21 protein-coding genes and 1 pseudogene are annotated in these 14,307 nt (G+C 30.1%); 2 read left to right on the top strand and 20 right to left on the bottom strand.

Going from position 1 to position 14,307, the window contains the following annotated elements; translation table 11 throughout:
* Positions 1-88 precede the first annotated feature (88 nt).
* Together B3N22_RS18385 and B3N22_RS18380 are read left to right on the top strand one after the other, a co-directional pair.
* Positions 89-1,060, top strand: a complete 972-nt coding sequence (locus tag B3N22_RS18385; RefSeq protein WP_286909364.1) for a Gfo/Idh/MocA family protein — start codon at positions 89-91, stop codon at positions 1,058-1,060.
* 87 nt (positions 1,061-1,147) lie between these two features.
* A complete protein-coding gene (locus B3N22_RS18380) occupies positions 1,148-1,804 on the top strand; it encodes an HAD family hydrolase (protein WP_286909362.1) in 657 nt (218 codons plus the stop codon).
* Between the two features lie 99 nt (positions 1,805-1,903).
* Here B3N22_RS18380 and B3N22_RS18375 read toward each other — a convergent pair whose 3' ends face one another.
* The 20 genes and pseudogenes from B3N22_RS18375 to B3N22_RS18280 all read right to left on the bottom strand — a co-directional run bounded on the left by B3N22_RS18375 (position 1,904) and on the right by B3N22_RS18280 (position 14,293).
* Positions 1,904-2,671 (bottom strand): MerR family transcriptional regulator, encoded by a 768-nt coding sequence (locus tag B3N22_RS18375; RefSeq protein WP_286909360.1) that lies wholly within the window; start codon positions 2,669-2,671, stop codon positions 1,904-1,906.
* 66 nt (positions 2,672-2,737) lie between these two features.
* Positions 2,738-3,409 (bottom strand): ribose-5-phosphate isomerase RpiA, encoded by a 672-nt coding sequence (gene rpiA, locus B3N22_RS18370; RefSeq protein WP_286909358.1) that lies wholly within the window; start codon positions 3,407-3,409, stop codon positions 2,738-2,740.
* Positions 3,410-3,501: 92 nt separating this feature from the next.
* The gene (locus tag B3N22_RS18365; RefSeq protein WP_286909356.1) at positions 3,502-4,764 is read right to left on the bottom strand and encodes a zinc-binding dehydrogenase; all 1,263 of its coding nucleotides are present in this window, start codon (positions 4,762-4,764) and stop codon (positions 3,502-3,504) included.
* A gap of 66 nt (positions 4,765-4,830) precedes the next feature.
* A complete protein-coding gene (locus tag B3N22_RS18360) occupies positions 4,831-5,670 on the bottom strand; it encodes a PTS system mannose/fructose/sorbose family transporter subunit IID (protein ID WP_286909354.1) in 840 nt (279 codons plus the stop codon).
* 31 nt (positions 5,671-5,701) lie between these two features.
* The gene (locus tag B3N22_RS18355) at positions 5,702-6,517 is read right to left on the bottom strand and encodes a PTS mannose/fructose/sorbose transporter subunit IIC (protein ID WP_286909352.1); all 816 of its coding nucleotides are present in this window, start codon (positions 6,515-6,517) and stop codon (positions 5,702-5,704) included.
* 20 nt (positions 6,518-6,537) lie between these two features.
* Positions 6,538-7,011, bottom strand: coding sequence for a mannose/fructose/sorbose PTS transporter subunit IIB (locus tag B3N22_RS18350; protein ID WP_286909350.1), 474 nt, complete (start codon positions 7,009-7,011; stop codon positions 6,538-6,540).
* Positions 7,008-7,433, bottom strand: a complete 426-nt coding sequence (locus tag B3N22_RS18345) for a PTS sugar transporter subunit IIA (RefSeq protein ID WP_286909347.1) — start codon at positions 7,431-7,433, stop codon at positions 7,008-7,010. Before B3N22_RS18345 ends, B3N22_RS18350 begins: the two co-directional genes overlap by 4 nt.
* 21 nt (positions 7,434-7,454) lie before the next feature.
* Positions 7,455-8,276: an SDR family oxidoreductase gene (locus tag B3N22_RS18340; RefSeq protein ID WP_286909345.1), complete on the bottom strand. Its 822-nt coding sequence runs from the start codon at positions 8,274-8,276 to the stop codon at positions 7,455-7,457.
* Between the two features lie 491 nt (positions 8,277-8,767).
* Positions 8,768-8,866: pseudogene (locus B3N22_RS18335) on the bottom strand (GGGtGRT protein); the annotation flags it as partial.
* Positions 8,867-9,896: 1,030 nt separating this feature from the next.
* Entirely contained in the window at positions 9,897-10,580 is a 684-nt protein-coding gene (locus B3N22_RS18330) for an N-acetylmuramoyl-L-alanine amidase (protein ID WP_286909341.1), read from the bottom strand.
* Positions 10,581-10,593: 13 nt separating this feature from the next.
* Entirely contained in the window at positions 10,594-10,776 is a 183-nt protein-coding gene (locus tag B3N22_RS18325; RefSeq protein ID WP_286909339.1) for a hypothetical protein, read from the bottom strand.
* Between the two features lie 18 nt (positions 10,777-10,794).
* On the bottom strand, positions 10,795-10,998 hold the full coding sequence (locus tag B3N22_RS18320) for a BhlA/UviB family holin-like peptide (RefSeq protein ID WP_286909337.1): 204 nt from the start codon (positions 10,996-10,998) through the stop codon (positions 10,795-10,797).
* A 124-nt stretch (positions 10,999-11,122) separates the two neighbouring features.
* Positions 11,123-11,575 carry a putative toxin-antitoxin system toxin component, PIN family gene (locus B3N22_RS18315; protein WP_286909335.1) on the bottom strand — a complete coding sequence of 151 codons (453 nt, stop codon included), beginning with the start codon at positions 11,573-11,575 and terminating at the stop codon, positions 11,123-11,125.
* Entirely contained in the window at positions 11,565-11,738 is a 174-nt protein-coding gene (locus B3N22_RS18310; protein WP_286909333.1) for a hypothetical protein, read from the bottom strand. Before B3N22_RS18310 ends, B3N22_RS18315 begins: the two co-directional genes overlap by 11 nt.
* A 132-nt stretch (positions 11,739-11,870) precedes the next feature.
* Complete coding sequence (locus B3N22_RS18305) at positions 11,871-12,125, bottom strand: hypothetical protein (RefSeq protein WP_286909331.1); 255 nt, start codon at positions 12,123-12,125, stop codon at positions 11,871-11,873.
* An 80-nt stretch (positions 12,126-12,205) separates the two neighbouring features.
* The gene (locus B3N22_RS18300) at positions 12,206-12,322 is read right to left on the bottom strand and encodes a CD1375 family protein (protein WP_286909329.1); all 117 of its coding nucleotides are present in this window, start codon (positions 12,320-12,322) and stop codon (positions 12,206-12,208) included.
* A gap of 2 nt (positions 12,323-12,324) precedes the next feature.
* Positions 12,325-12,657 carry a hypothetical protein gene (locus B3N22_RS18295; RefSeq protein WP_286909327.1) on the bottom strand — a complete coding sequence of 111 codons (333 nt, stop codon included), beginning with the start codon at positions 12,655-12,657 and terminating at the stop codon, positions 12,325-12,327.
* A gap of 11 nt (positions 12,658-12,668) precedes the next feature.
* Positions 12,669-13,148, bottom strand: coding sequence for a hypothetical protein (locus B3N22_RS18290; RefSeq protein WP_286909325.1), 480 nt, complete (start codon positions 13,146-13,148; stop codon positions 12,669-12,671).
* Positions 13,149-13,338: 190 nt separating this feature from the next.
* Positions 13,339-14,022, bottom strand: coding sequence for a BppU family phage baseplate upper protein (locus B3N22_RS18285; RefSeq protein ID WP_286909323.1), 684 nt, complete (start codon positions 14,020-14,022; stop codon positions 13,339-13,341).
* Positions 14,023-14,035: 13 nt separating this feature from the next.
* Positions 14,036-14,293 (bottom strand): hypothetical protein, encoded by a 258-nt coding sequence (locus B3N22_RS18280; RefSeq protein ID WP_286909321.1) that lies wholly within the window; start codon positions 14,291-14,293, stop codon positions 14,036-14,038.
* Positions 14,294-14,307: the final 14 nt, after the last annotated feature.

The raw sequence follows: 14,307 nt of genomic DNA, 5'->3' as shown, positions 1-14,307 counted from the left end.
AATTTTATTTTTTGTATATATAATCATATGAATTTTAATTTTGTATGTTATAATTATATAAAATGTTATTTTTGAGGAGGTTTAATTGATGAGAAAATTTAATTGGGCTATTTTAGGCACGGGCGTTATAGCTAGAGAAATGGCAGCAGCCTTAAATGAAGTAAATGGTGAAATATATGCTGTATCAAATAGAAATATTGAGAAAGCTCAAGCATTTGCTAAAGAATTCAACATCTCTAAATCTTATACGGACAGTAGTGAAATGATCAATGACCCTAATGTTGATATTCTATACATTGCTACCCCTCATAATCTTCACTACGAATACTTATTAAAAGCTTTAAAGAACGGGAAACATGTACTTTGTGAAAAAGCTATAACTGTAAATGCAAAACAGTTAGATGAGGTAATTTCCATTGCTAAAGAAAAGAATCTAGTAGTAGCTGAAGCAATGACTCTATTCCATATGCCTTTATATAAGAAGTTAAAGGAAATTATTGATTCTGGGTCTATAGGTAAAGTGAAAATGGTTCAAGTCAACTTTGGCAGCTGCAAGGAATACGATGTTACTAATCGTTTCTTCAGTAAAGAATTAGCTGGTGGAGCTTTACTAGATATAGGTGTTTATGCTGTTTCTTTTGCAAGATATTTCTTAGAAAAGAAACCAAATGTAATTTTGACTACGGTTAAATATTTTGAAACAGGGGTAGATGAACAATCAGGAATTATTTTGAAAAATGATTGTGATCAAATGGCAGTAATATCTTTAACTATGAGGGCTAAACAACCTAAGCGTGGTGTTGTCGCAGGAGATCTTGGATATATAGAGGTAAATAATTATCCTCGTGGAGACAAAGCTACCATAACTTACACTGAAGATGGAAGAACAGAAGAAATTACTTTAGGAGAAACTTCAAAAGCTCTTAATTATGAAATTATTGATATGCAGCAATATATTGAAAATAAAACTGGAGAAGATCAACTTCAATTATCTTCTGATGTAACTCATATCTTAAATGATATAAGAAATCAATGGGGACTAGTTTATCCCTTCGAATAAACTCTAAAGTTTACATTTAATAAAATGATTATTATACTAACATTATAATAATCATTTTAACTTTTTATTAATGGGAGGATTTTTTAAATGTATAAATGTTGTATTTTTGATTTAGATGGTACTTTAGTAGATTCTATAAAAGCTATTTCCTACACTTCTAATTTAACCTTAAAAAAATATAATCTCGGTCCAATAGATGAAGACCATTATAAAATTTTTGTAGGAGATGGCTATAAAAAATTAATTGAAAGAGCTTTAATTTATTGTGGAGATAAAGATTTAGTTCACTATGAAGATGCTCTTTTAACTTATACAGATTATTTTGAAATTCACTGTATGCATGAAGTTAAACCCTATGATGGGATTAAGGACATGCTTCATAACTTAAAAAACAAAGGTATTAAAATAGCAGTCTTATCTAACAAACCTCATGCAAGAACCCTTGATAATATCTATGGTGTTTTTGGTGAAAATTATTTTGATATGGTCTCTGGAGAAAGAGAAGGTGTTAGAAGAAAGCCTGATCCTGCTGGAGCCATTATTACTGCTGAAAAATTAGGTTTCTCTCCTAAAGAATGTCTTTACATAGGTGATACAAATACAGATATGCAGACTGGAATAAAAGCTGGCATGGATACAGTAGGGGTTACCTGGGGATTTAGAACTCGCCAAGAGCTTGAAAGTTATTCTCCTAAATATGTTATAGATCATCCTAGTGAAATCACTAAAATAATTTCTCTTTAGATAAAATTTATAATTGATAAAAGAGAGTTGATAATTATGGAATCATCCTTAATCATCAACCCTCAATTGTCATATTTTCTAATATTGGAGTTAAAGTACCTATTCTTCTAAGTTATCAGTATAAATCACAACTGCATCTCTTAAGAACTTTGCAAGTCCTGGTTTTTTCTTGTCATAGTAAGCTGTAAAACGCTCATCATCTACATACATTTGAGCTACACCAGCGTGAGCCTCTTTTGAATATCTTTTCCATGCAAAGGTAATCCATTTGCGGTGCAATTCTGCTACTTCTTGAGCAAGTTCTCCTGCTGGATCTCCTGTTTCAAAAGCTTTCTCTAGACTATCTAAAATATGCTGTCCTAGTTCTTCAAATTCTGAATACTGCTCTTTTGTCATGTTCTTAAATCTTTTATTAGATTCATCAACAACATCATCACCGTATTTTTCTCTTATTTCTTTACCATATCTCTTCTCGTTATCTTCAACTAGCTTTTGTTTAAAGCCTTCAAATTTTTCTTTATCTGACATAATAATTCTCCTCTCATCCTTATCAATAGTTTTCTCAACATTTTTAATAAGTGCATCTAATTGATTTCTTCTTTCAAGGAGTTTCTTATGATGTTCTTTCAGTGTTTCTGTTCTATCAAAACCCTTAGATGTAACAAGCTTCCTTATATTCTCTAAACTTACATCTAATTCTCTAAAAAACAGTATTTGCTGAAGCATATCAACTTCTGCTTCACCATATATACGATATCCTGAAGAATTAATTCTTGCCGGCTTAAGAATTCCTAATTCATCATAATAACGTAATGTTCTAGTGCTGATACCTGCTAATTTTGCTAACTTGTTCACTGTATATTCCATAAGCTCCCTCCTGACATCTTAAATATACACCTTTACGCTGCGTTAAGGTCAAGAGTTTTTAGAATTTTAATTAATTATTTTCACTTCGTTTTCACTAACTACTATAACTTTAGATACTATATTAGTAAATAGAGATACTTCTATAACTCCAGAAATGTTTTTCAAAGTCTTTTCTAACTCACTAGGATTTTCTAAATTATTAAATTTAACATCTAATAATAAGTTTCCATTATCAGTTATTACAAATCCGTCTTTCACAGGAGTGCTTCTTACAGAAAGTTCTCCACCTAACTGAATAATTTTGTTTTCCACATATTTTAAAGAATCCTTTAATATTTCTAATACTATAGGATGTTTTGAAGTAAGGCTTTTTACAAATTTATTTTCATCTACAAGCAGTATATACTCTTTAGCCATATTTGCTATTAATTTTTCTTTTGTATGAATTCCTCCTCCGCTTTTTATAGCATTTAGATTTTCATCCACCTCATCACAACCATCAAAAGCTACTGATATTCCATCTACATACCAGGTAGGAACAACTTCTAGTCCCTTTTCCATGCAAAGCATTTTTGTTTTAAAAGAAGGAGTAACCACCTTTATATTTAAATCTTTTTCTTCTTTAATATATTCTATTAAATATGCTATGGTAGCTCCTCCCCCAAGTCCTATTATTGTGTTATTTCTTATATACTTCATTGCTTCTTTTGCACATTTTTTCTTTAAATCAGTACTCAATTTATTACCTCCATTTTTGCTACGTTAAATAGGAACTGTCACAATAAGAATTAAAAATATCCTTCTTCACTTTCAACTCTCAATTCTCAACTTTATATATCTTCAACATATTTTATTAAGTATTCTTCGGCTTCCCAATTCCATAGCCCATCATATTTGTCTAATATTTTGTTTAATTCTATCATAAACTTACTATCCTTACCATTCTTTATCTCGGATATAGGAGTCAAATTTAGTGATTTATGAGTATATACAAGTTTTTTTCCTCCTGATATCTTAGGAAGATTTAATGTTGTATCTATAACCTCATTTAAACCAAGTATATGAGTTACAATCTTAGAAACATTTATTTTGTTTTCTTCTATTAATCTTAATCCCTGGCGCATATCTTCAGTATTTCCTCCACTGGTTCCTACAATATGAGTAGAGTTATAATGAATATCATAAAAATTTAGTAAAGCTGAGAATTCTTTATTTTTAGGTCCAGAGAAAAAATTCAAACATCCATCATAAGCTAATATATTGCCAGCAGTCTCCACTAATTTATTTACTGGTGCAAAAATAAATACATCATCAAAACCATAATTGTCTTCAGTGAAATTTCTTAGATATTTTGCTTCTTCTTCCACATCTCTAGTATTTACATATTTTAATGTAATTCCTTGCTTCTTAGCTTCATCTTCAGTATATAACTTTTTAGCTAAAGCTATCTTTTCATCTGTTCTACCTGTAACTAATAGGAATTTAGGTTTTATTGGCCCATGCAAAGCTAAATCTATAGCTAAAAATCCCATAGGTCCTGTTGCCCCTAACAAAGCTAAGTTCCCACCTTCACGTATTCCCATTTTATGCTCATATCCATTTGAGGAATTCATATGATAATTTGCATTAAAAGCTCCAATAACACATGATAATGGCTCTACTAGTGAACCTTCAAAAAAGCTTTTTCCATTGTACTCTAAAAGACATCCATTTTCCATTACTACATTAGGAATAATTATTTTAGTTGCATCTCCTCCTATATATTTATAGGAATATCCTGGAGCCAATCCTCCTTCTACACCAAGGTTAGGCTGAATTACAAATTTCTGACCTTCTTTGTACTTCTCTTTCCATTTATCTCCCACAGCTAATATCCTTCCTGAAAATTCGTGTCCTATTATTATTGGATTATCTTTAACATCATCCGGTACCTTCTTGTGCTCTTCTCCCTGTTCTGCTGCTTTATAGCTAGACATACACAAACTATCTGTAATTACTTCTGCTAATATTTCATCCTCTTGAATTTCTGGCAAATCAAATTCTTCTAATCTTAACTCCTTTTTTCCATATAATCTAACTGCTTTTGTTTTCATATCCCCAATCCCTTCCTTCGACAATTATTTAATTATGCTCCGTATGCCTATAAAATTTATTGGTGATTACTTTAAAATTCCTAGCCAATAACCAACTATTCCTACTGCAAATAATATAAATATTAGAGCTATAGGACTTATCTTCTTTTTAAGTAGTTTACTAATTGCTAAGGTTAATACTAATGCCAATAATCCAGGAACTAATTGATCTAAAATAGTCTGTACAGTTGTAACTACCTGATTTCCATCTGCTCCTGTTGTACTTGATACTACTACAGGTATATTTATTGTTGTCCACTTTGATACTAGTGATCCCATAACAAATAATCCTAATATTGAAGCTCCTTCTGTAAGTTTTTGAAGGGTATTTCCTGCTAAATCTTTAACTACATCTATTCCTTTTCTATATCCATAATCAAGACCAAACCATAGGAATGCCATTCTTACCAAATTAAATAGTAGGAAGAATAAAAGCGGCCCCATTATGCTTCCTGTTAAAGCCATTGATGCTCCAAGTGCTGCTGTTATAGGACGTAAAGTTCCCCAAACTATAGGATCTCCAACTCCTGCAAGTGGTCCCATTAATCCAACCTTTAAACTGTTTATAGAACTTTCTCCTATAGGTGCTCCATTAGATTTACTTTCTTCCATTGCAGCTGTTATTCCTAGAATTGGGCCAGTTAAAGCTGGAGTAACATTGAAAAATACTAAATGTCTTTTTAATGCTTCCTGTCTTTCTTCTTTGCTTTTATACAATCTTTTTATAGCTGGAATCATATCATAACAGAATCCTAAAGCATGTATTCTTTCGTAATTAAATGATGCCTGCTGTAGATTACTGCGAATAAACATACTTATAAGATCTTTTTTAGTAAGCTTTTTTTCACTATTATTTTCCTTATTCATATAATACACACCATCCCTCTTATATTAAAATTTAATCATCTAACTCATCATCTAATTCATTATTTTTTGATAAAGTAGTGCCTGCCTCACTAACAGCAAGTTTAGATATAGCAAATTTAGGGTTTAATTGTACATATATAATAGCTAATATTGCACCTATAACTCCGAAAGCCACTAGATTAAATTGAGTAAATCCGGCTATTATAAATCCAAAGTAGAAAAATGCCATTAAATATTTTGCTTCCATCATGTTTAATACCATTGCATAACCAACTACAACTATAAATCCACTAGCTACTTGAAGTCCTCCAGTAACCACATCTGGTATTAAATCTAACATGGCTTTAACTCCTTCTGGACTTACAAAAAGGGAAATTGCTAATACTGGAAGAGCTACACGAAGTGCCTGTACAAGTAATGCTGCTATGTGACATATCTCAATAGCTTTAAAATTAGCTTCTTCTGCATATCTATCTGCAGCATGTTGAAATGCAACGGTTATGGTTCTAGCAAATACAGTAAGTACTTGTCCTGCAGCTGCTACTGGAAGTGCAACCGCTATTCCTGCAGATATTGATTGATTTCCCACTATAACTAATATTGTAGAAATTATACTAGCTAGTGCTGAATCTGGTGATTGAGCTGCTCCTATATTCATCCACCCTAAACATATAAGTTCTAAAGTTCCACCTAAAATAATACCTGTTTTAACATCCCCTAATACTAAGCCAATTAATGTACATGCAATTAATGGACGGTGAGTTTGAAATGAATCCAATACGCTTCCCATACCTGATATAGAAGAAATAATAAATATTAATACAATTTGAATAACGCTTAATTCCATAATTACACACCCCTTATAAATTATAATTTTTCCATTAAACTTACCTTTGGATCTGTAGCAATAGATCTAATTTCTAGTTCTATTCCTTTCTTATTTAATTCTTTGAATGCTTCTTTATCTACTTCATCTACTGAAACTGCTTTTGTTATTTGAATTTTTCCAGTTTTATATGCCATTCCTCCAATATTCACACTTTTTATTCCTACACCCCCTTCTACCATTCTTAAAATATCCTTTGGACATGTGAATAAAAGAAAAACTTTATCATTTTCATACTTAGGATTATTGTACACTCTTATAGCTTTCTCCACTCCTACAACGTTTACTTTTATTCCAGGCGGCGCTACTTGAAGTAATAATCTTTTCCTAATCTCATCCTTCTCAACTTCATCACTGCATATTAATATTCTTTCTGCTTTGGCTTCTTTAGCCCATACAGTCACTACTTGTCCATGAATTAATCTATCATCTATTCTAACTAAATTAATTATCATATTAACTCCTCCTCATAAATAGCTTCATTTAATTCTTTAAATGAACGGATATATTCATTCTTACTATTTTTTATACTCTCATTAATTTCCTTAATTAAATTTATTCCATCTCTAATTGATAGGATTTCTAATAACATAGGCAAACTCACACCTGTTAAAATTTCTAACTTATCATTTATCATAGCTATTTCAAAGGCTGCATTATATGGACTTCCTCCAAATAAATCTACTAATATAAGTATTTCTTCATAATTTTTAAGTCCCTCAATTTTTTCATTATATTTTTTCTTTAAATCCTCTGTATTTTCTCCCGGTAAAAAGGTTATTTTCTGAATGTTTTCCTGTTTCCCAAAAATCATTTCTGCTGAATTTACTAATTCTTCGGCTAATCTCCCATGGGCTGCTATAATAACTGGTATCATGTTTACTCCTCCTTATAAATTCTATCCTCTTGTTTTCCCGCCTGCTATATTATAAGTAACTCCATGAATATAACTGGCTCTTTCTGATGCTAAAAAACATACTAGATCTCCTACCTCTGTTAATTTTCCTGATCTTCCTAGTGGAGTTGTTGAGGTTTTACTATAAGATTCTCTCAATGCTTGTACTGTTATTCCACGGGTATAGGATAAAGCTTCTTCATATTCTAATGTCCTTAATCCAGTTGCTTCTAATATTCCAGGTGCTACTCCTATAACTCTAATTCCATACTTTCCCAACTCCTTGGCCCAAGATCTTGTAAATGAATTAACAGCATTTTTAGTTGCTGCATAAGCACTTTGTCCTTCTGAACCTTCAAGTCCACTTTCTGATGACATATTTACTATTACTCCTCCCTTATTTTTAATCATTTCTCTAGCTACCGCTTGTGCACAAAGAAAAACTCCTTTTTGATTAACGTTTACTATTTTATCAAAAATATTTTCATCAAGCTCATATTTGCCTTGAAAATCTTCAGGATCAACTAATAATCTTGGTATATTAATTCCTGCATTATTTACTAAAATATCAATCTTTCCAAAAACATCTACGGCCTTTAATATCATTTCCTCTACATTTTTTCTGCTGCTTACATCTGTTTTTATATAAACTTCCTTTCCACTGCACTGTTCTAAATTAAACTCTGGTTCCTTAGGATTCATATCACTTACAACTACATTTGCTCCATTATTTAAAAATTCCTGTGCTACAGCTTTGCCTATTCCAGATGCTCCCCCTGTTACTATTACAGTTTTCCCTTCTAATTTTAACCACGAATTTTTCATATCTAAACTCCTCCTAATAATTATTTAAATCCCCCTTCGAGAAATTTTATTTTTTATTATTATTCCATTGTAAATATTTGTTTTCTGTCTATGGTTTTATATTATTATAAATATTTTATTTCGTCAATATATTTATATAAAAAATAAAATTTTATTTCTTTAATATTTTTATATAGAAATTTATTTTTTTATGTATCAAATAAACATTATAATTAAAAAGGGGCTGTGCAATAAAATTTGTAAAAAAATATCGTTGCACAGCCTTTGTAGTTGAGAGGGTAAAGTGGAGAATTGCAAGTTATTGCTGATTTTTTATCATAAAAAAAAGCCAAGCACCTAGGCTATTCCTAAGTGCAAGGCTCTTTAATACATTATAGTATTTAATCTTCAAAAGTTTACATCAACTTTCAATGTATATTTAAAAGCAAAAGCCCTCACGCCAAACACCTTTGCAAAGCGTGGGACCTTTATAAAATAATTTATGTTATAAATTATTTGTTTAAAGCTTCTTCTATAGCAACTGCAACTGCAACAGTAGCTCCTACCATTGGGTTGTTACCCATTCCTATAAGACCCATCATTTCAACGTTGGGATAGGAAAAAGCATACAGAACCCGCATTAAATCTATAATTATGTAAGTCTATTATAATTTTCCAAGACACGTTTTATCACTTTTTTTATAATATACTTTTTTGACAGAAATTGCAACATAATTTTTACAAATTGAATATAAAGATTCACCCTTGTCCATAATTCAAATGAGGTGAAAGAATATGAAATTTACTAAAACTAAAGACTCTTTTAGAATAGATACCATTGTAATTTTATGTGTATTTCTAATAATTACATTAATAATACTTCCTGTAATCTTTCTATTAATATAGTACCTTTTATTTAAATAATACATATAATATATTAAGGGATTTGAGATTTTTTCTATTGACATTTTTGTGTTCACCGTCCTTTAACGGTAAACTAGCCCCATTAAGTTGGGGCTTTTTATTTTTATTAATCTATTTATATGAGGTAGCCTTAAATTAGGGCGTCCCTTTTGTTTCCTTCGTCATGTAGGAGACAAAATATAATTATCGTCAATTTGGACGAAAACTTTTATATATGATGTTGATACTATCCACTACATCTTACATTGTAACTCTGCTCCACAAAACTGTGGAATGAGATATAATCATAAAAAGTGATAATAACTTTCTTACTATCTCTTTAAATCCCCTTCGACAAAATTGACGAAGCTAGTAAATATAAGCTATTATCCCAATTTAGGATTTTAGATGTCGCTTATATTGACATCCGAATATAAACATATTAATAAAAATGAACTGACCTTCCAAGTGAATATCAGTCCAAAAAAGGTAAAAGGGGCTACCTAAGATCGGTAACCCTTGATAAAATCTATGTAATGTCCTTTAAGAACTTTACTATATGAAGATAGCACAATCTTGTGCAATCATCCAAGGTTAAGCAAAGTTTGCATACCCTTTAGAAACAGACCGTTTCAACCGACCTGTTTTGATTATGCATATCATGCATTTTAGAAGTGTTTATTATGCACATCCAAAATGGTCGGTCTAAATTCCGTTCTCGTTTGAAACGACCTCGGATTATTTTCTATATACATCTATAAAACTATCAAAACCCTTATCTTTTAAAGCCTTTACTTGTATTTCTGCGTTGGCTCTATCCTTATAACTTCCAGTAACTACTCTATAAAAAATATTACTATCTGTAGGTTGTATGACTGGTTTAGGTTCTTCTATTGATTTATTTAATATACCTTCTGCTATTAACTTCCCTATGTAGTCATAGCCTTTTTCTTGATATATCCTAACATCCTCAGTAGCTTCTACAAAACATACTTCTACTATTATGGCAGCCATATTAGTTTTTCTTAATTCATATAGATTTTGACTTACCTTAACTCCTCTATTTCTTAATCCTGTTGTAGCTATCCTATCAACTATTCTTTTAGCTACTGGTTCAGCTTTACCACCAGTTCCATAAATCCAAGTTTCTGTTCCTATAGCACCATTATATGAATCGTAGGCTTTGTTAAAATGAATTGATATGAATAACTCTGCTCCCCATTCGTTAGCTTTATTTACTCCATATGCTAAGTCTGTATTAACATCACAATCGGAAGGAGTTACATCTAAGACTTCATGACCTTCTTGTCTCAACCATTTGATTACAGAATCTTTTACTTTTCTATCTTCTGTAGTTTCATCTATAATTGCTCTTGCTCCAATAGCTTGGAAATTATGTCCTCCACGTACTGCTATTTTCATATGTCCTCACCTCTCAATTATTCATTTTAGCTTGTCTAGCTGTACTTTGTCCAAAATAAAAAGCAATCACTAACGAAAATACTGTTAGAAACTGCTCTGATGTAACTTGTTTAGTTATCGCTAATACACAAAATACTATAGTAAGTAATAATGCTATAAGCTTCTTTACTTGTAATAGATTTTTCAATTCCTTCATTATATATCACTCCTCAAATTATCTTTTAAAAATATGGTCTTTAACCTCTTTTACATCTGATTTAATATCTTCAATAATACTAAATTTTTCTGTCAGCTTATCTAATAAATCCTGATATCTCTTTTCTCTATTTCCTGTGGTTTTTAATACATATAATAATAAAAATACAAAAAGTGCATAACCAAAACCTTGGCTAAGTGCTTCTTTCATTAAGTCATCCATATTAACACGTCCTTTCTTTAAATTTCATAATCATCTCCTATTAATTTTTTATATAACAAAAAAGACCCTGAAATTAATCAGAGTCTTTTAATGTCATAGTATTCTATTTTATGTAAAGCTTGTATTAATTTTTACTATTATAAAAATATTCTATAAACTGAGTTGATGTCATCGTCTTAAAATTTTCTTTTATTTCCAACATTCCACTTCTTATATCGTCTGAAATTAAATAATCTGCTTTTCCTTCAATAGCACATTTTACAAACATCTCATCATAGCTATCAAATATCTTTATATTTCTAGTTTCAGATGTATTAATAGAGGTAGAATAATAAAATAATTCCATTAGTTCTTTTAGCATTTCTATCCTATCTTTAACATCTGAAAGATTATATCTGCAAAAGTTTTTAGTTAAATAAATCAATTCACCTATAGTATCTTGTGCAAACAATAATTGTATTCTTCTATGTTCTATTAATTCCATTATTTTATCACAACTTTCATATTTATCAGGATAAAACCACCCATTTATAAATATATTTGTATCCAATACTACTTTAGGTTTATTATATCTCATATCTTCTTATACCTAATGATTTTCTAACTTCTTTTTCACTTAATCCTTTTGATGTAATAGCTTTTTGTGCTATTTTAGTAATTCTACTCATGCAACTTAATGTTTTAGGTTCAGCTTTAATATTCATAAAAACACCTCGTTTATTCCATTTCTTTATTATCATGATTATATCACTCCCTAAAACATATAACAATAACTTATTTGTATATTATATGCTAATTGTGGCTAAATATAATAATTATTTGACATTTTATTAATACTAATTTCTCACTAAACATCCAATAAAATCATTGTTTTATGTTGTACTGTTTTGTTTGATTGATTCGCAATAATTTTCATATACTTTAGTAACATTATCAATAAGACTTTGACATTTAAATACCTTCATAGGATTACCAGCTAACCTTTCATCTTCTTGTGAAATAACTTTTTCAACCTTAATGACTGTACTGGATCTATCTTCATTTTTTATTCTAAATCTTATCTGATTAATTTCTCCACTTCTAGTAAACCATGCTACACACTCAATATCTTTTGCTATTAACTTCATTTAGCATCTACTCCTAACAATATTGAATAAATTACTAATCTCATTATAGCGAACTGGTGTTTCCATGTAAAGAAACATTTTTAAGCTTCTTCTTCAGTTTTATTAAGTACTTCTTCAACTTTTGCTTTCCATGTACCAGGTACTTTATCTATGGTCCATAGTCCAGCATTTATTAAATCCACATATAATTTAACCATCTTTATTCACCTCCTAACAATGCATTTGTAAGTTCTCCTATAGCTTCTGCTATAGCTAATTGAGTTTCTAATTTATCCTTTTCCCTTTGTGCATCAAGCTCTGCTATTGCAATCATTACTATATCGCTTTGAGAAGGTTCCTTAATTATATTTTTAATTGCATCTATTTGTTCTTGTGTAGCACCCTCAATCCACTCTATACCTGTCCATTTAGGCTTATAAAATCCATTAGGGCACTGAATTTGAATGCAATCACTAGGAACTATTTCATTATCTTTTAAAATTACATCTTCTACAAAAAATCCACTTTCATCTATTTTTAATACTTTTTTCATAATTTATCCTCCTATTGCACTGCTTCAAAATTAATAGTAGATAAGTCTATATAACTAAAAACTCCACCTATAAATATTACTTCTCCAGTTGCTTTTACTGTCATTTGTCCAAGTGTCGGACCTGCGCACATAACTGGGAAATAATATATTCTATCTGGTCTATATCCGACCGGTAATATAAATATAATTGTACTTGTTCCAGTTACTTGTATTACGCCTTTCAAGTTTACTATACCAAAATTATTTTTTCTATAACTAGCTAAATTAAAATTATTCACATCTTGATTTATCGTTCCATTTAGTAGAGTTGGAGAAATCCAATTTTCTTGTATTTTATTCGCTTTTTCTTCCAATTGCGAAGTATGAGTAGCAACAGTACTTTGTAAATTATCTATATCTGCATTTATATTATTTATATTTGTTTCTATGGTGACTATTTCATTATTTATATTATCTATATCTTGAAGAATTTCTGGTTTTCCTAATGTCATAAAAATCATCATATCCTTTCATTTTTTATTTTTTAATAAAACAATAAAAATAGCAAAATATATTGATACATTACTATTTTTATAGGTTATAATTATTAAATTGTTAATAAAAATCTCTTAAACATCCATTAAAAGAGGGAATTTATTCGATAGATTAAGGCAATAAAAAAGAGAGCTGCTTAAAGCTCCCTTAGTTCGCAATTCCTTTTATTACAGTTATATAAATTTTTTGTCCACTATTAATTCCCCAACCCAAAGTCACTAATCGTGTTGATTCAGTATAGGTGTAATTAACATCTTCCTCTAAAACCACGCCTCTATATCTCAATTCCAATACATCAACCAGTTTATTATATAATCCTAGTTCCAACGTAAAAGTTGTAGTGTTATTGCTAGTTGCTGTAAATACTCGTTTTATTGGTTGCAATATATTAGTATTAGTAGCATTTAAATAATCAGTTTTAATTTGTTCTACTTCTTCTAAAAATAGCTTTTGATCGGAACTTGGAATGCCTTCTAACCCTGTTGGTTCAATTTCTATAGGAATCATAAAGGATGATATTCTATTTCCATCTTTCTTTATTTCAATTTCAACACTTCCATATCCTACAGACCTTACACAATCAGCCAATAAATCTACTTTAATAATTCCTGTAGATGCTTGGCTTCCATCAAATCCACTAGCTTGTTGAACTATAGTATTGTTTGGTTTATTAAAGATTAAAGAAAAAGAGTTACCCACTAGATTTTGAGCAACTCCACTTTTATTTATGTAAAATGTTAATTCTGTTTTATCACCTTGTTTTAATATTTTAGTATCATAATTTTTGCTATTTAAATCTACTATAATAGTACCTTCTCTGATTGCTTCCATCTATATCACTTCCTTATATGTATTCTATTTCATTCTCTATTTTTACTAACTTCTTGTTAACTACATCAACTTTATATGCCCCTCTAATAACCTCATTAAGAAATGATATCTCTTTAGAAGAATCCTTTAAATTAATGTTTATAGAATCATATATTAAATTCATGTCGTCAGCTCTTTCTCCAAAAACATCTTTAAAAGATTGTTCTACCTCACTAGCTATACAAGGAGCTGTTATTTTACCATCACTTTTATAATATGTTATAAATATCACACTTAATCCCTCCA

Source organism: Clostridium sp. UBA1652 (genome assembly GCF_002320975.1).
GTDB classification, from domain to species: Bacteria; Bacillota; Clostridia; order Clostridiales; family Clostridiaceae; genus Clostridium_T; species Clostridium_T intestinale.
The sequence above is the reverse complement of the archived record's forward strand: the minus strand, read 5'-3'. Positions and strand labels throughout refer to the sequence as shown.